Genomic DNA, 15,889 nt, shown 5'->3' with positions numbered 1-15,889 from the left:
AGAATCGGAACCAAATTTCAAAATTTGGCACTGACATTCATCGACACACTATTGAGTTCTCAAAGAACACACGCACACACGATCTCCCGGGCTCTTAGTCCCGCTCGATCGTGAGGCAACTTTTACAGCTTAGCCCCGTCCGCACAGCAGAACCAAATCCGCTGGTTGGCTGGGAGCTAGTGTGATCATCAGGCGAAGCTCGTCTCACCGGAGTCGGTGTCCGTGTCGCTCTGACCTGGAATAAGTTACGTGTTGGTTGTTCGCATGTCAAATCGCCTGTTCAGGACGGGTTTTCGCGAACCCGTCCCGACACCGGCTGTTCAGTCCGCGGTTCCGACGCGTTCGATCCGCGCTCCGAGCGAGCGCAGGTTCTCCACGAAATCCGGGTAGCCACGGTCGATGTGGAAGACATCGTGGACCTCGGTGACACCGTCGGCGACCAGACCCGCGAGCACCAGACCCGCGCCGGCGCGAATGTCCGACGACCACACCGGCGCCGAGGACAGTCGCGGAATCCCCCGCACCACAGCGTGATGCCCGTCGGTGCGGGCATCCGCGCCCAGGCGGATCATCTCTTCGACGAAGCGGAAGCGCGCTTCGAAAATGTTCTCGGTGATCATCGAAGTGCCGTCGGCGATCGCGGCCAGGCCGATGGCCATCGGCTGCAGATCGGTCGGGAACCCGGGGAACGGCAGGGTCGAGAAGTTCACGGCGCGAGGGCGATCCGCCTGCACCACGCGAAAACCATCCGGTTCGAACGAGATTCGCGCGCCCGCGGAGCGCAGCTTGTCCAGCACCAGGGACAGGTGCTTGGGGTTGATGCCGGTCACCCGCACGTCGCCGGTGGTCATGGCGGCGGCGATACCCCAGGTCGCGGCGACGATGCGATCGCCGATCACCCGGTGGGTGGTCGGCGAGAGCTTGTCCACGCCCTCGATGGTCAGCACCGAGGTGCCCGCGCCGGAGATCTTCGCGCCCATCCGCGCCAGCATGTTGCAGAGATCCACGATCTCCGGTTCCCGCGCGGCATTGTCGATGACCGTCTCCCCCTCGGCCAGCACCGCGGCCATCAGGATGTTCTCGGTCGCGCCGACCGACGGGAAGTCCAGGCGAATCCGGGCGCCCTGCAGCTCCTCCGCGCGCGCCACCAGGCAGCCGTGCTCGATCTCGGAGGTCGCGCCCAGCAGTCGCAGACCGGCCTGATGCATATCCAGCGGGCGCGAACCGATGGCATCACCGCCCGGGAGCGCCACCACGGCCCGCTTGCAGCGCGCCATCAGCGGACCCAGCACACACACCGAGGCACGGAACTGGGTGACGGCCGGGAAGTCCGCGTGGTATTTCGGTTCCGGCGGCGTCGCGATGGTCACGGTTTCGTGGTCGACGGTGACGTCACATCCGAGACCGCGCAGCACCTCGGCCATGAGCGGCACGTCGAGGATGTCCGGGCAGTTCGTGATGGTGGTCGTCCCCTCGGCCAGCAACGCGGCGGCCATCAGCTTGAGGACGCTGTTCTTCGCGCCGCCTACCGCGACCTCACCGACGAGCCTGCTGCCCCCGGTCACCAGAAACCGTTCACTCACGGGGGTCAGCCTAGTGGTCCTCTCTCGCGCTCGCGGCGTCTCCGCCCGGCCGCCAAAGTATGTCGCCGTCCGGATTGGCGACCCGGCCGAGGATGAACAGCAGGTCGGACAAGCGGTTGAGGTATTTGGCGGGCAGCGCGTTCGTGTCGTCCGGGTGCGCCGCGACCGCGGCCCACGCCGAACGCTCGGCGCGTCGCGCCACGGTGCGGGCGGTGTGCAGCAGTGCCGCCAGCGGTGTACCACCGGGCAGGATGAACGAATTCAACGGCGCCAGAGGCTCATTGAACTCGTCGCACCACTTCTCGAGGCGGTCGATGTAGACCTGGGTGATGCGCAGCGGCGGGTACTTGGGCTCCGCGACGACGGGCGTGGACAGGTCCGCGCCGGCGTCGAACAAATCGTTCTGGATGGAGCGCAGCACACCGAGCATCCGCTCGTCCGGCTGCCCGAGCGCGATGGCGACACCCAGTGCGGCATTGGTTTCGTCACAGTCGGCGTAGGCGATCAGCCGCGGGTCGGTCTTGTCCACCCGCGAGAAATCGCTCAGCCCCGTGGTGCCGTCGTCGCCGGTCCGCGTGTAGATCCGCGTCAAGTGAACGCTCACAGGGTCACACTATCCGGCGCGGCGGCGGCGAATTCGCTCGGAGGGCCTGGATTCCACCCAGGAGAGGAAGGCGGCCATCGCGCCGCGGTCGAGTGCCAGCTCGTAGCTGCCGTCACCGTCGGAGACCTGGACGATGACCTCATCGGTCATGATGTCGTACTCGTCGTCCTGCGGGGACCGCCGCGGGCCCACCTCGATGGCGAGCCGGCGCATGGTGGAGTCCGGGCCGAGCTTGAGGCTGGAGAGTTTGTAGAAGAGGAGCGTGTCCTCGTCGTAACGGATCAGGCCGTGCCGCCAGCCCCCGCCGTGGCCGCGGGCGGGCAGCACGCGCAGCAGGGCGGCGGTTCCGCCGCGGCGCAGCATCACCAGGCGATATGTCGAGGCCAGGGCCAGGCCGACAAGCAGCAACACCAGAATGATCAGAAGCCACATCCCGGTTTGCAATGCCGCTCCGTCCCTTCACATCCGCGTTGCTGTCGATCACTGACCGGCCGACGGCCGGGCCCCGCTTTCGGTCGATAGTAGCGACCGCGGAAAGACGAAGTCCGGCCATCCACCGAATGTGACATATGCGCTGATCAGCAGGGTGCAGAAGATATATCCGCCCAGAGCGGACAGCTCACCGTAAAAGCACCGGTTTGCCGATGTAGGTCGAGCTGTCGACCTCGGCCGCCACGAACGAGCGCGCCTGGGCGTAACCGCCGCGCCCGCGTTCACCGCGAAGGTGTCGTCCGGCCAGCTGACGCCGACGTGCGGGCCGGGAACCTTGTTGCAGCCCCGAGGTCGGGACAATGTTGCCGAGCAGATTGTGGCAATGGCGCCGAGCGGGTTGTTCTGAGTCATGTCGGTCGCCTCCCCCGCCGCCGTTCATTCCGCCGATATCCACCTGGCAGCCGACCACGGAGCCGGTGTGCATCGTGGCGCGAGGGCCGAAAACATTCGAATAGCCGGTACTTTGCCCAACGCTTCAGATCACATCCGGAGACCGGCGAAAGCCTTGAGCCACGTTGGGTAACCAAGGTCTCAATTGCGGCACAACGTATCCGAAAACCTCGGCCGCTTACCAGCTCCCGGCGGCAAGAGCCGAACGCGCGACCCGCTGAGCGGGATCAGCAATGGCCGTAAACTGGAACACGTTCTTATGCTCCGGACAATTGGGATGTCTTGGAAGGAGATTCCGTGGAAATTACCGCTGCGGTGGCCCGGGGAGCGGACGTGCCGTTCTCGATGGAGACCCTCACCCTGGAGGAACCGCGACAGGGCGAGGTGCTGGTGCGCATCGTCGCGTCCGGGGTCTGCCACACCGACCTGGTCACCAAGGGCGTGTTTCCCGCCGATTTGCCGATCGTGCTCGGCCACGAGGGCGCCGGGATCGTCGAGCAGATTGGCTCGGAGGTAACCGGAATCGAAGTCGGTGACCACGTGCTGCTCACCTATGCCAGTTGTGGAACCTGTTCGCGATGCGCCAACGGGCTTCCGCCCTATTGCGAGAATTTCGTCATTCTGAACACCTCGGGCGGACGCGCGGATTTCACATCGCCGCTGAGCAGTAATGGCGAACGCGTGATGGGCGCGTTCTTCGGGCAATCGAGTTTCGCCACCCACGCACTGGTGCCGGCGCGCAGTGTCGTGGTGGTCGACAAGGACGTGGACCTGGTGGCCGCCTCCCCGTTCGGGTGCGGTGTGCAGACCGGTGCGGGCGCGGTCGCCAATGTCATGAAGCCGGGGCCGAACGACTCGCTGGCCATCTTCGGCGTCGGCGGCGTGGGGATGGCGGCCCTCATGGCGGCCCGTGCCATCGGCGCGGGAACCATTGTCGCCATTGACCTTTCCGCCGATCGGCTGGCTGTGGCCAAGGAACTCGGCGCGGACGTCACCATCGACGGCGCGGCCGAGGACGTGGTGGCGCAGATCGTCGCGGCGACCAACGGCGGCGCGAACTTCGCGCTCGACACGACCGCCCTCAATGCCGTCATCGCCAAGGGCCTCGAGGCGTTGGCCCCCATGGGCACTCTCGTGCTCGTCGGGCTGGGCGAGGCCAGCATGGACCTCGAAATCGGCCACCTCACCGGCAACGGCAAGGCCGTCCGGGGCTGCATCGAGGGCAGTGGCGATCCGCAGCAATTCATTCCGCAACTGCTGCGGTGGCATGCCGAAGGCAAGTTCCCGATCGAGAAGATCAGCAAGACCTACGCCTTCACCGATATCGACACCGCGGTCGCGGACGCCCACCACGGCACCACGATCAAGCCCATTCTCACCTTCCGGTGAGAACGACATCCTCGCGCCCCGCTGGTGCCGGGCGCGAGTGCGGGTCGGTGTGAACGCGAAAAAGCGGCGGCCCCAGGGATCTTCCCTGGGACCGCCGCATTCGGTTTCCGGGCCGGAAGGCTAGGCAGACGCCGCCTTCTCGACCGCCCGCAGCTGGCCCTGTGCCTTGGCCAGCGCGGCCGGGCTCGCATCCGGGTCGGCGACAACGGCCTTGGCGGCCGCCTCGTCGATATCGAAGGCGAAATCGGCGGATTCGGCCAGCACGCGCACCGAAGTGGCGGTGACCGAGAAGAACCCGCCGTGCACGGCCACGACCACACGCTCGTCGTCGTCGGACACGATGGTCACGGTGCCGGCCTCGACCAGCTGCCCGAGCAGCGGTTCGTGGCCGGCCAGGATGCCGATCTCACCCTCCGTGGTCTGAGCCGAGACGAACTTCGCCCGGCCCGACCACAGCAGCCGCTCGACGGCGACCAGATCAACTGACATATCCGCCATGGTGGACTACTTCCCGGCGATCTTCTTCGCAGCAGCCTCGACGTCGTCCAGGCCACCGCAGGAGTTGAACGCCTGCTCCGGCAGGTGGTCGAACTCGCCCTTGCAGACCCGATCGAAGTCGTCGATGGTCTGCTCCAGCGGCACGACGGAACCCTCCTGGCCGGTGAACTTCTCGGCCACGATGAAGTTCTGGCCCAGGAACTTCTCCAGGCGACGGGCGCGACCGACGAGGACCTTGTCCTCTTCGGAGAGCTCGTCCATACCCAGAATCGCGATGATGTCCTGGAGTTCCTTGTACTTCTGCAGGATTCGCTTGACCTCGTTGGCCACCCGGAAGTGACGCTCGCCGACGATCGATGCCTCGAGGATTCGCGAGGTCGACGACAGCGGGTCGACGGCCGGGTAGATGCCCTTCTGCGAAATCGGACGCGACAGCTCGGTGGTGGCGTCCAGGTGCGCGAAGGTGGTGGCCGGCGCGGGGTCGGTGTAGTCGTCCGCGGGCACGTAGATCGCCTGCATCGAGGTGATCGAGCGGCCACGGGTCGAGGTGATGCGCTCCTGCAGCTGACCCATCTCGTCCGCCAGGGTCGGCTGGTAACCGACGGCCGAAGGCATACGACCCAGCAGGGTCGAGACCTCGGAACCGGCCTGGGTGAAGCGGAAGATGTTGTCGATGAACAGCAGAACGTCCTGGTTCTGCACGTCGCGGAAGTACTCGGCCATGGTCAGGGCCGAGAGGGCGACGCGCATACGCGTCCCCGGCGGCTCGTCCATCTGGCCGAAGACGAGGGCGGTGTCCTGGAGGACGCCCATCTCTTCCATTTCCAGGTGCAGGTCGGTGCCCTCACGGGTGCGCTCACCGACGCCCGCGAACACGGACGTACCGGAGAACTCACGCGCGATACGGGTGATCATCTCCTGGATCAGCACGGTCTTGCCGACACCGGCACCACCGAACAGACCGATCTTGCCACCCTTCACGTACGGGGTGAGCAGGTCGATGACCTTGATGCCCGTCTCCAGGATCTCGGTCTTGCCCTCGAGCTGGTCGAAGGCGGGCGGCTGGCGGTGGATGCCCCACTGCTCGCCGTCGCGGCCCAGGCCGGGGGTGTCGAGGCAGTCGCCGAGCGCGTTGAACACGTGGCCCTTGACGACGTCACCGACGGGCACCGAGATCGGCTTGCCGGTGTCGCGCACCTCGGCGCCACGGATCAGACCGTCGGTCGGCTGCATCGAGATGGTGCGAACGATGTTGTCGCCCAGGTGCTGCGCGACCTCGAGGGTCAGGGTCTTGGCCACGGACGCGAGCGCGATGTCCACGTTCAGGGCGTTGTACAGGTCGGGAATGGAACCGCGCGGGAACTCGACGTCCACGACGGGTCCGATGACGCGGGCGACACGGCCTGTGCCGACCCGGGTTTCAGTAGCTGCGGTCATTGGTTCTCTTCCTGGGCCTTAGTCGCGGTCCGAGCTCGACGCCAGCGCGTTGGCGCCACCGACGATTTCCGTGATTTCCTGCGTAATCTGTGCCTGGCGCAACGAGTTCGCGGTCCGGGTCAGCGAGTTGACCAGTTCCGTGGCGTTGTCCGTCGCGGCCTTCATGGCGGTGCGGCGCGCAGCCGACTCCGATGCCGCCGCCTCGAGCAGCGACGAGTAGATCCGAGTGTTGACGTACTTCGGCAGCAGCGCGCCCAGCAGGCGATCCGCGTCCGGCTCGAACTCGTACTGGGCGACCGGCTCCGAGACTCCGTCGGTGAAGCTGTCCGGACCGATCTCGAAGTTCTCGTCCACGAACGTCACCTGGATCGGCGCCAGGCGACGCACCTCCGGCTGCTGCGACAGCATCGACACGAAACGCGTGTAGACGATGTGCAGTTCGTCGACGCCGGCCATGGTGCCGGCTCCGTTCGGGGACGCCACCTCACCGTCGGATCCGGCCATGAACGCCTCGACCAGGTGGTTGCACGCGGCGGACGCGTCCACGTAGTTCGGCTGCTGGGAGAAGCCCAGCCAGGAACCGTTCACGGTGCGACGGCGGAAGGTGTAGTACGTCAGGCCCTTCGCGCCCATCACGTACAGCACCGGCTCCTTGCCCTCGGTGCGCAGCGTGGTCATGAGCTCCTCGGCGCGCTTGAGCACGTTGGAGTTGTAACCACCGCACATACCGCGGTCGGAGGTGATGACCAGAACCGCTGCGCGGCGCGGGTTCTCACGCTCGGTGAGCAGCGGGTGGTTGAGATTCCCACTGGCGCTCGCCAATTCGGCGAGCACCTTGGTGATCTCCTCCGCGTAGGGCTTGGCGGCGGCAACGCGGGCCTGCGCCTTGCTGATTCGCGAGGTCGCGATCAGTTCCTGCGCCTTGGTGATCTTCTTGATCGAGCTCACGGAACGAATACGGGAGCGAAGTTCACGCACGCTTGGCATTAGCGGTTCACACTCCCTTCATTCGTCGATTCGGTCATTCGCATGTGCTCGTCTCGATTACTTCTCGACGTGCTTGCGGGTGACGGAAAGAGACTCGACCTCTTCGTGGTCCAGCTGGCCGGCCTCGGCCTCGACGACGCGGGTGCCGTCGGACGCCAGGAAGCCCTGCTTGAACTTGTCGGTCGCGGCCTTGATGGCGTCGGCGGCCTCGCCCTCGAGCACCTTGGCGCCGCCCTGCAGGGCGTCGAAGGAGGACTGCACGGTGGCGTGCAGGCTCTCCAGCAGCTCGGCGTTGAAGCGGCGGATGTCGCCGACCGGGACGGAGTCGTAGTAGCCGCCGTCCACCAGGAACAGCGAAACGACCTGGTCCTCAACCGAAACCGGGGCGTACTGGTCCTGCTTGAGCAGCTCGACCCAGCGCGCGCCACGCTCCAGCTGGGCCAGCGAGGCGGCATCCAGGTCGGAGGCGAAGGCGGAGAACGCCTCGAGCTCACGGTAGGAGGCCAGCTCCAGACGCAGCGAACCGGAGACCTTCTTCATGGCCTTGGTCTGCGCGGCACCACCGACTCGGGACACCGAGATACCGACGTTGATGGCCGGGCGGACACCCTTGTTGAAGAGGTCCGACTCCAGGAACACCTGGCCGTCGGTGATGGAGATGACGTTGGTCGGGATGAACGCCGAGACGTCGTTGGCCTTGGTCTCGATGATCGGCAGACCGGTCATCGAGCCCGCGCCCAGCTCGTCGGACAGCTTCGCGCAACGCTCCAGCAGACGCGAGTGCAGGTAGAAGACGTCACCCGGGTACGCCTCGCGGCCCGGCGGGCGACGCAGCAGCAGCGAGATGGCGCGGTAGGCCTCGGCCTGCTTGGACAGGTCGTCGAACACGATCAGGACGTGCTTGCCCTGGTACATCCAGTGCTGGCCGAGGGCCGAACCGGTGTAGGGGGCCAGCCACTTGAAGCCGGCGGAGTCCGACGCGGGCGCCGCGACGATGGTGGTGTACTCCATCGCGCCGTGCGCCTCGAGCGCGGACTTCACACCCGCGATGGTGGAGCCCTTCTGGCCGATCGCGACGTAGATGCAGCGCACCTGCTTCGACGGATCGCCGGTGGCCCAGTTGGCCTTCTGGTTGATGATGGCGTCGATGCAGACCGCGGTCTTACCGGTCTTACGGTCGCCGATGACGAGCTGACGCTGGCCGCGGCCGATGGCGGTCAGGGCGTCGATGGCGGTGATGCCGGTGGCCATGGGCTCACCGACCGGCTGACGCTCCAGCACGGTCGCGGCCTGCAGCTCGAGCACGCGACGCTCGTCGGCCTCGATCTCGCCCAGGCCGTCGATCGGCGCGCCCAGCGGGTCGATGACGCGGCCGAGGAACTTGTCGCCCACGGGAACCGAGAGCACATCGCCGGTGCGGCGGACCTGCTGGCCCTCTTCGATGGTGTCGAACTCACCCAGGATGACGGCACCGATCTCGGTGTCCTCCAGGTTCAGCGCCACGCCGAGGACGCCGCCCGGGAACTCCAGCAGCTCGTTGGCCATCGCGGACGGCAGGCCGCTGATGTGGGCGATACCGTCGCCGGTGTCGGTGACGACACCGACCTCTTCGATGGAGGTCTCGGGGGTGTAGCTCTGGGTGTAGCTCTCGATCGCGCTACGGATCTCATCGGGGGAGATCGTCAGCTCCGCCATGTTCTTCCTGCTCTCGCTGTGGTCTCGAATGTCGGTGTGTTGGTGCCTCGCCGGCAAGCCGGCAGTGCTGCGCAGTTGGCGTTCGTGTCTCAGGCGAGAGACTGACGCAAGCGCTGGAGGCGGCCGACGGCGCTGCCGTCGATCAGGTCGTCGCCGACGCGCACGACGACGCCGGCCAGCAGGCTCGGGTCCTCCTGCACGTGCACCGTGACGGGCTTGTCGTAGATGCGCTGCAGCGAAGCCGCCAGGTGCTCGCGCTGCTGCGGCGTCAGGGCCACCGCGGCACGGACGTGCGCCACGATCTGCTCCCGGAGCGAAGCCGCCAGGTCGGACAGCTCGTCGATGGCCGCGCCGGCATCGCCCTGGTGGCGCAGCACGGCCTGCTCGGCCAGCTGCAGGGTGATGGCCTCGACCTTGCCCGCGAGCAGGCGCTGCACCAGGGCGAGCTTGGCTTCCGCCGGCTTGCCGTGGTCCTGCAACGCCTGCTCCAGGTCCGGGTTGTCGTCGATGATCCGGGCCAGCCGGAACAGCTCGTCCTCGACGGCGTCCAGGCGGCCACGCTCCTCCGCGGCGCGCAGCAGCGCTTCGCGGCCGAGCAGGACCAGCGTGTTGACCAGATCGCGGGCCCGTGACCAGTCCTGGGCCACCGCCGTGGTCAGCACGGCCAGGGTGGTGCCGCTGATCTTGCCGCCGAAGACGCGTTCGGCCAGCTCGGCGCGCGCCGAACTCGACACCGACTTATCCGCGAGCGCCACACGCAGCGAACGCTGGTCGTCGAGGACGGCGACAACGGCGAACAGTTCCGACCCCGTAGTAGCCGCGACGGTGTCGCTACCGGTCAGAGCGGCCCGAAGAGCTTCCCGCGCACGGGAACTCGCCTCGCGGCTCGCTGCGTACATGCTTCCCACTTTCGCGTCGTTACCTTCCGACCCCGATGCCGGCGTTCGCGTCCAGTTCCGCCAGGAACCGGTCGATCGACGCCGCCTGCTTGGCCTCATCGGCCACCGACTGACCGATGATCTTCTCGGCCAGGTCGACCGCGGTACGGCCCAGCTCGGACCGCAGCTCGGTCACGATCTGCTGGCGCTGTGCCTCCAGCTGCGAGTGACCGGCGGCCACGATGCGGTCGGCCTCGGCCTGCGCATCGGTACGCATCTGCGACAGGATGGCCGCACCCTGGGTGCGGGCTTCCTCACGGATACGGGCAGCCTCGAGGCGAGCCTCGGCCAGCTGCTCCTGGTACTGCTGCAGGGTGGCTTGCGCCTCGGCCTGGACGGCCTCGGCCTTGGCGATACCGCCCTCGATCTTCTCGGAACGCTCGTCGAGCACCTTGGTCAGGCGCGGGACGACGTACTTGGCGAAGACAAAGGCGATAACGATGAAGACGACCGCAGACCAGAAAATGTCATACGGCTCCGGGATGAGGGGGTTCACGTCGGAAGACCCCTCAGCCGCGAGCAGATAGGTGCTGTTCATCGTTGATTCCTAGTCTTTGGCCGGAATCAGAAAATGAAGCCGGCGACGAGACCGATCAGCGCCAGGGCCTCGGTGAACGCGATACCCAGGAACATGTTGGTCCGGATGGTGCCCTGCAGCTCGGGCTGGCGGGCGATGCCCTCGATGGCCTTACCGACGACGATGCCAACACCGATGCCGGGACCGATCGCAGCGAGGCCGTAACCGATGGCGCCGAAGCCCTTGGACTTGGACTCGGCAACTTCAGCAGCCAGGTACGAGAGGGTGCTCATGTGTGTTTCATTCCCTTTCTGTCGCCCACCCGCCGGGCGGCGTGGAAGGCAGGTTTGTGATGTTGGTGCGGTCGGTCAGTGAGAGTCGGCGTGCTGCGCCAGACCGATGTAGACAGCGGTCAGCAGCGCGAACACGTACGCCTGCAGGAAAACCACCAGCAGCTCGAAGAGGGTGAAGCCGAAGCCCGCGAGCAGCGAGAACGGCGAGAACACCTTCATCCAGGAGACGGCATCGAACAGGAAGAACTGGGTGGCACTGAAGAACAGCACCAACATGATGTGGCCTGCCAGCATGTTCGCCATGAGACGGACTGTCAGCGTGAACGGGCGCAGCACGAAGGTCGAGATGAACTCGATCGGGATCAGCAGCACGTGCAGCGCGGGCGGCACATTCGGCACCACGATGGACGAGCGCATGTATTTCAGGAAGCCGTACTTCTTGATGCCCACGTAGTTGAAGGTGATGTAGGCGACTACCGCCAGCACCAGGGGCATGCCGATTCGCGCGTTCGACGAGATGTTCAGACCCGGAATGACGCCCGAGATGTTCAGGAACAGCACGGTGAAGAAGATCGACGCGATCAGCGGGAAGAACTTCTTGCCGGATTCCTTGCCGAGCACCTCGTCGCAGATCTGCTCCTTGACGAACACCAGACCGGATTCGGCGACATTCTGCAGTCCGCGCGGAACCAGCTGCGGCCGACGGAAAGCGGCGAACATCACGGCCAGGAGAACGACCGACATGAGGATGCGAATCAGCATCAGACGGTCGAGCTCGAAAGGCGTCCCCTCGAACAGCACTGCTGGAGGGAAGAAGTCGTTGAGTGACGGCGCGTGGAACTCGCCCGCCAAAATGGTGACGCTCAGCGTTCTCTCCCGTGGTCGGCCGCAGGAGATAGTTTTCTCCTGCGGTTCGATCGGACATTGACGATCTGGTGGGTCGACTCAGGTCGGCTCGAAGTTCGTCAGCAGCTGTGGCATCACGCCCTGGCGTCTGTACGCGCGTCGGCGACATCGTCGACGGTGCAGAACCGTGACCCTATGGGTCCGGTACGGCTGTAAGCATAACCTGCTCTCAGGCGGGTCTAAGGTGACCCCCCCTGTTGATTCGGTTGGCTACAGGTAAAGAGTTTATCAAGTTATCTACGACAATGCGTAGGGGGTCGCGGAAACGCGTGATGAACGGCGTTCCGCGAGGTCGCCGCGGCGTCCGGGGCTACAGGTCGCGGTCCACCTGCACGGTCGGAACCCGTTGGCGCAGAAGACCGTACGTCTCCGCACCCAGCACGATGAGCAGCGCGGCGACCACGGTGCAGAACAGGGCGCCGCGGCTGTAGAAGTCGTACTGCTGGAGCACTGCGACGACAATCACTGTCAGCAGCAGCTTTCCGACCCAGCTGCCGAGCAGCACGATGCCCTGCAGGCCGGATTCGATCTTGGCGCTGAACAACACCGACGCGGCGGTGGTGAGGATGAAGGCGCCACCCAGGGCAGCGCCGATCAACGCGCCCCACAGGCCGGGCAGGCCCGCGAAGACGGTCGAGAGGATGGCCGAAACCACAACCAGCACAGCCAAACCGGCGATGCCATAGCGCAGTGCCGCGCGCAGCGGGGCGTCGGGACCGGGATCGGAAGGCGTGCTCACGTTCAGCAACTCTACCCGGCGGCGTGATCGCGATCGCGGGGCGGTTTGCGGACGGAGTTGATCTTCAGTTCCCGCCAGGACGGCACCGCGGTGACGATCAGCGCGAAAACCAGTCCGGCCGCGAACAGCAGCACCACCATGCGCCGATCCGAGATCAGCGAGGTCCCGACCGCGCCGAATGCGAGCACACTCACCCACAGATAGATCACCAGCACCACGCGGCGCTGCGAATGCCCGATCTGCAGCAAACGGTGATGCAGATGCATTTTGTCAGGAGTGGAAAAACTCACACCTGCGCGAACACGACGGACCACCGCCAAAACAAGATCGAGTACCGGAATGAACATTACCGCACCCACCAGCAACAACGGCGACAGCAGACCCACGATGTCGCGCGGGCCGTAACCCTGCAGCGGAATTCGCCCGGAAGCGCCGGTGGACACCGCGGCCAGCATCAATCCGATGAGCATGGATCCGGTATCACCCATGAAAATGCGGGCCGGAGAGAAATTGTGCGGCAGAAATCCCAGGCACGCACCGGCCAGCGCCGCGGCCAGCAACGCCGGCGGATAGGTGTCGGTGGAACCGCCCACCTCATAGAGCAAACCCACGGTGAACACGAAAACCGCGACCGCCGCGATGAAACCGAGGCCCGCGGCCAGACCATCCAGGCCGTCCACGAAATTCATGGCATTGACGACCGTCACCGTGATGCCCACCGTCACCAGACCGCCCTGGAGCGGATCGAGCACCACGGTCTCGTTGGTGAAGGGGTTGTAGATGGCCACCCAGCTCAGGCCCATCACCGCCATCACACCCGCCGCGGTGATCTGGCCGACCAGTTTGGTCAGCCAGTCCAGGCCCCAGCGGTCGTCGATGATGCCGACCAGCACGATGAGCGTGGCCGCGGCCAGCACCGCCGGAATGTCCTTGGGATAGTCGAATCCGCGGCGCAGGGCGGGCAGCTGGTGGGCGAACAGCACGGCTGCCAGCAGGCCCAGATAGATGCCCAGCCCGCCCATGCGCGGAATCGGCTTCACGTGCACGTCGCGCTCACGCGGAATGGCGACCGCGCCGAAGGCGATGGCCAGCACCCGGATTCCACCGGTGGTCAGGTAGGCGATGACCGTGGCGACGAGCAGCACCAGCAGCAGCTCCCGCAGCGGGACGACCGCGCCCTGGCTGAATACGCCCTGACTCAGCAGCATTTAACGGGCCGTCACCGCGCGCCCGCCTGACGGAGCTCCTCGGGCGACATGCCGAGCACCTCCGCGACCTTCTCGACCGCCACCGCGCCCTCGCGCAGAATGCGCGGGGTGTCGGCGGTGAGATCGACGATGGTGGACGCCACCGCGTGATCGGCCGGTCCGCCGTCGAGGTACACCCCGACCAGATCGCCCAGCTGCGCCTGCGCCTGCGCCACGGTGGTGGCGGGCGGCTGCCCGGAAACGTTCGCGCTCGACACCGCCAGCGGACCCACCTCGCGCAGCAGCTCCAGCGCGACCGGGTGCAGCGGCATACGCAGCATCACCGTGCCGCGCGCGTCACCCAGATCCCAGGCCAGCGAAGGAGCCTGCTGCACAACGAGACTCAGCCCGCCCGGCCAGAAGGCGCGGATCAGCTCGCGGGCCTGCGGGCGCACCGAGAAGACCAGTCCGTCGATGGTGTTCCACGACCCGACCAGCACCGGCACCGGCATGTCCCGCCCGCGCCGCTTGGCGGCCAGCAGCGCGCTCACCGCCTGACTGTCGAACGCGTCGGCAGCGAGTCCGTAGAGCGTGTCGGTCGGAATGACGGCCAATCGCCCGGACTTCAGCGTGCTGCGCGCGGCACTCAGGCCGGCGGCGCGGGAGTCGGGATCGGCACAGTCGTAGACGGTACTCACGGCTGACATCTTGGCACGGATCAACTCTCGACAGCTCTCAGGGGCAAGCCCCTGAAACCCAGGGAATCCCGGGGGCTCCGCCCCCGAACCCCCGACGAGCCCGTCGGAGCCCGCGCCTTGAACCCCCGCCGACCGTTGGAGCCCCGACCCCGAACCCTCGACGAAGCGTTGGAGCCCCGGCTGCCCCGAACGCCGACGGGGTAAGTGCGACGGCCGCAAGCACTGGAAAGGGCCCTTGCGGCTCCGGGCGAACGTAGGCTCGGGGGCGACGAAGGAGGCACGACTCATGATGCGTGCGATCTGGAACGGGACGGTTATCGCCGAGGCTCCGCGGACCGTGGAGGTCGAGGGGAATCAGTACTTTCCGGTGGAGTCGTTGAAGCGGGAGTTCTTCAGCGAGAGCTCTCACCACACCGTGTGCCCGTGGAAGGGCATTGCGAGCTATTACTCGGTAACGGTGGACGGGAAGGAGAATCCCGACGCGGCCTGGTACTACCCGAAGCCGAGCCCGCTGGCGCGCAAGATCAGGGATCATGTCGCGTTCTGGCACGGCGTGGAGATCGAGGGCAGCCCCGAGTAACCGTCAGTCGGCGGTGCGGCGGGCCACGACGAAGCGGGGTTTTCCGGCGAGGTCGGGGTGTTCGACGATGTCGGTGAAGCCGCCGTGGGCGGCGAAGAGGGCGGCGACGCCGGAGCCGTTGGTGTCGTCGTGTTCGACTGCCACCGTGCCGTCTTCGCGCAGGAGGCGGGCGATGGTGGCGGTCATGGGGCGGATGACGGACAGGCCGTCGGGGCCGCCGAAGAGGGCGCGGTGCGGGTCGTGGTCGATCACCTCGGGATCGAGTTCGGCGTCCTCGGGGATGTAGGGCGGGTTGCAGACGACTACGTCCACTCGGCCGTTGAGCTGCTCGAGGAGGGCGGGGTCGGTGACGTCACCGGCGTGCAGGTCGATCGGGGTGTCGCCCTCGTCGGCCAGTTGCCGCGCATTGCGGCGGGCCCAGGCCAGGGCCTCGGTGTCGAGTTCGACGGCATGCACCTGGGCGTCGGGGCGGGCGTGCGCGATGGCCAGGGCCAGGGCGCCGGAACCGGTGCACAGGTCCACCACGATCGGCTGATGCTCGTGGCCGAGGGCTTCGAGCTGAGCGAGCGCCCAGGCGAACAGCAATTCCGTCTCCGGGCGCGGGACGAAGACGCCGGGGCCGACCGCGAGGTCGATCTCCCCCATCGCCGCGGTGCCCGTAAGGTGCTGCAGCGGAACGCGTTCCGCCCGTCTGGCGACCAGCTTGCGGTACTCCTCCAGCTGGTCGGGGGTGAGCATGGGCATGAGGGCGAGGCGCCCACGATCGACGCCCAGCACATGTGCCGCAAGGTGTTCCGCGTCGGCCTGGGGGCTGTGGACCCCGGCCGCGGCCAGGATCTCGACGGCCTCCCGGACGGCGGGGCGCAACGGTACACGACTCACGGTTCGCAGCCTTTCACTCCTCCGCCTCTCCGAGCCTGCAGCGGACGGCCAAGAGCCGTCGACCACCATGCATC

Annotated in this window: 17 protein-coding genes; 2 read left to right on the top strand and 15 right to left on the bottom strand. The window is 66.5% G+C overall.

Translation table 11 applies throughout. From position 1 onward, the window contains the following. Window positions 1-320 precede the first annotated feature (320 nt). Genes murA through ACWEQQ_RS42170 form a run of 3 tightly spaced genes read right to left on the bottom strand, consistent with a single transcriptional unit; the run spans window position 321 to window position 2,619 of the window. Window positions 321-1,583 (bottom strand): UDP-N-acetylglucosamine 1-carboxyvinyltransferase, encoded by a 1,263-nt coding sequence (gene murA, locus ACWEQQ_RS42180; RefSeq protein ID WP_364623179.1) that lies wholly within the window; start codon window positions 1,581-1,583, stop codon window positions 321-323. Window positions 1,584-1,593: 10 nt separating this feature from the next. After that, a complete protein-coding gene (locus tag ACWEQQ_RS42175) occupies window positions 1,594-2,187 on the bottom strand; it encodes a cob(I)yrinic acid a,c-diamide adenosyltransferase (protein WP_452344121.1) in 594 nt (197 codons plus the stop codon). A 9-nt stretch (window positions 2,188-2,196) separates the two neighbouring features. Next, on the bottom strand, window positions 2,197-2,619 hold the full coding sequence (locus ACWEQQ_RS42170; RefSeq protein WP_354849582.1) for a DUF2550 domain-containing protein: 423 nt from the start codon (window positions 2,617-2,619) through the stop codon (window positions 2,197-2,199). A 747-nt stretch (window positions 2,620-3,366) separates the two neighbouring features. On the opposite strand from ACWEQQ_RS42170, the gene ACWEQQ_RS42165 reads away from it, so the two are divergent. Then, complete coding sequence (locus ACWEQQ_RS42165; protein ID WP_452352172.1) at window positions 3,367-4,458, top strand: NAD(P)-dependent alcohol dehydrogenase; 1,092 nt, start codon at window positions 3,367-3,369, stop codon at window positions 4,456-4,458. 120 nt (window positions 4,459-4,578) lie between these two features. Here the strand turns inward: ACWEQQ_RS42165 and ACWEQQ_RS42160 are convergent, their stop codons facing one another. From ACWEQQ_RS42160 to ACWEQQ_RS42110, 11 genes are all read right to left on the bottom strand, one after another. After that, window positions 4,579-4,956: a F0F1 ATP synthase subunit epsilon gene (locus tag ACWEQQ_RS42160; protein ID WP_354849556.1), complete on the bottom strand. Its 378-nt coding sequence runs from the start codon at window positions 4,954-4,956 to the stop codon at window positions 4,579-4,581. Window positions 4,957-4,962: 6 nt separating this feature from the next. Beyond that, window positions 4,963-6,393, bottom strand: a complete 1,431-nt coding sequence (gene atpD, locus ACWEQQ_RS42155; protein ID WP_157388301.1) for a F0F1 ATP synthase subunit beta — start codon at window positions 6,391-6,393, stop codon at window positions 4,963-4,965. Between the two features lie 18 nt (window positions 6,394-6,411). Next, the gene (locus ACWEQQ_RS42150) at window positions 6,412-7,380 is read right to left on the bottom strand and encodes a F0F1 ATP synthase subunit gamma (protein ID WP_452344123.1); all 969 of its coding nucleotides are present in this window, start codon (window positions 7,378-7,380) and stop codon (window positions 6,412-6,414) included. Window positions 7,381-7,437: 57 nt separating this feature from the next. Then, window positions 7,438-9,075, bottom strand: a complete 1,638-nt coding sequence (gene atpA / locus ACWEQQ_RS42145) for a F0F1 ATP synthase subunit alpha (RefSeq protein ID WP_379430182.1) — start codon at window positions 9,073-9,075, stop codon at window positions 7,438-7,440. A gap of 89 nt (window positions 9,076-9,164) precedes the next feature. Then, on the bottom strand, window positions 9,165-9,974 hold the full coding sequence (locus ACWEQQ_RS42140; protein ID WP_452352171.1) for a F0F1 ATP synthase subunit delta: 810 nt from the start codon (window positions 9,972-9,974) through the stop codon (window positions 9,165-9,167). Between the two features lie 19 nt (window positions 9,975-9,993). After that, window positions 9,994-10,551 carry a F0F1 ATP synthase subunit B gene (locus ACWEQQ_RS42135; RefSeq protein ID WP_452344125.1) on the bottom strand — a complete coding sequence of 186 codons (558 nt, stop codon included), beginning with the start codon at window positions 10,549-10,551 and terminating at the stop codon, window positions 9,994-9,996. A gap of 26 nt (window positions 10,552-10,577) precedes the next feature. Then, entirely contained in the window at window positions 10,578-10,823 is a 246-nt protein-coding gene (locus ACWEQQ_RS42130) for an ATP synthase F0 subunit C (RefSeq protein WP_040856073.1), read from the bottom strand. 75 nt (window positions 10,824-10,898) lie between these two features. Then, the gene (gene atpB / locus ACWEQQ_RS42125) at window positions 10,899-11,624 is read right to left on the bottom strand and encodes a F0F1 ATP synthase subunit A (RefSeq protein ID WP_452344177.1); all 726 of its coding nucleotides are present in this window, start codon (window positions 11,622-11,624) and stop codon (window positions 10,899-10,901) included. A 415-nt stretch (window positions 11,625-12,039) separates the two neighbouring features. Next, window positions 12,040-12,468, bottom strand: coding sequence for a hypothetical protein (locus tag ACWEQQ_RS42120; protein ID WP_379402842.1), 429 nt, complete (start codon window positions 12,466-12,468; stop codon window positions 12,040-12,042). A gap of 11 nt (window positions 12,469-12,479) precedes the next feature. Next, window positions 12,480-13,676 (bottom strand): MraY family glycosyltransferase, encoded by a 1,197-nt coding sequence (locus ACWEQQ_RS42115; protein WP_354849539.1) that lies wholly within the window; start codon window positions 13,674-13,676, stop codon window positions 12,480-12,482. Between the two features lie 11 nt (window positions 13,677-13,687). Further along, the gene (locus ACWEQQ_RS42110; protein ID WP_452352170.1) at window positions 13,688-14,353 is read right to left on the bottom strand and encodes an L-threonylcarbamoyladenylate synthase; all 666 of its coding nucleotides are present in this window, start codon (window positions 14,351-14,353) and stop codon (window positions 13,688-13,690) included. A gap of 286 nt (window positions 14,354-14,639) precedes the next feature. Between ACWEQQ_RS42110 and ACWEQQ_RS42105 the strand changes: the two genes are divergently transcribed. After that, window positions 14,640-14,933, top strand: coding sequence for a DUF427 domain-containing protein (locus ACWEQQ_RS42105; protein WP_364623206.1), 294 nt, complete (start codon window positions 14,640-14,642; stop codon window positions 14,931-14,933). 3 nt (window positions 14,934-14,936) lie between these two features. Here ACWEQQ_RS42105 and prmC read toward each other — a convergent pair whose 3' ends face one another. Next, the gene (gene prmC / locus ACWEQQ_RS42100) at window positions 14,937-15,815 is read right to left on the bottom strand and encodes a peptide chain release factor N(5)-glutamine methyltransferase (protein WP_452352169.1); all 879 of its coding nucleotides are present in this window, start codon (window positions 15,813-15,815) and stop codon (window positions 14,937-14,939) included. Between the last annotated feature and the right edge of the window lie 74 nt (window positions 15,816-15,889).

The sequence above is a fragment of the Nocardia sp. NPDC004123 genome, from assembly GCF_053603795.1.
The sequence above is the reverse complement of the archived record's forward strand: the minus strand, read 5'-3'. Positions and strand labels throughout refer to the sequence as shown.

Coding starts and splice junctions, on each gene's coding strand:
- atpA (WP_379430182.1), bottom strand. CDS start 9,075: ATGGCGGAGCTGACGATCTCCCCCGATGAGATCCGTAGCGCGATCGAG.
- ACWEQQ_RS42130 (WP_040856073.1), bottom strand. CDS start 10,823: ATGAGCACCCTCTCGTACCTGGCTGCTGAAGTTGCCGAGTCCAAGTCC.
- ACWEQQ_RS42115 (WP_354849539.1), bottom strand. CDS start 13,676: ATGCTGCTGAGTCAGGGCGTATTCAGCCAGGGCGCGGTCGTCCCGCTG.
- ACWEQQ_RS42140 (WP_452352171.1), bottom strand. CDS start 9,974: ATGTACGCAGCGAGCCGCGAGGCGAGTTCCCGTGCGCGGGAAGCTCTT.
- ACWEQQ_RS42105 (WP_364623206.1), top strand. CDS start 14,640: ATGATGCGTGCGATCTGGAACGGGACGGTTATCGCCGAGGCTCCGCGG.
- atpD (WP_157388301.1), bottom strand. CDS start 6,393: ATGACCGCAGCTACTGAAACCCGGGTCGGCACAGGCCGTGTCGCCCGC.
- ACWEQQ_RS42160 (WP_354849556.1), bottom strand. CDS start 4,956: ATGGCGGATATGTCAGTTGATCTGGTCGCCGTCGAGCGGCTGCTGTGG.
- ACWEQQ_RS42135 (WP_452344125.1), bottom strand. CDS start 10,551: ATGAACAGCACCTATCTGCTCGCGGCTGAGGGGTCTTCCGACGTGAAC.
- ACWEQQ_RS42150 (WP_452344123.1), bottom strand. CDS start 7,380: ATGCCAAGCGTGCGTGAACTTCGCTCCCGTATTCGTTCCGTGAGCTCG.
- ACWEQQ_RS42170 (WP_354849582.1), bottom strand. CDS start 2,619: ATGTGGCTTCTGATCATTCTGGTGTTGCTGCTTGTCGGCCTGGCCCTG.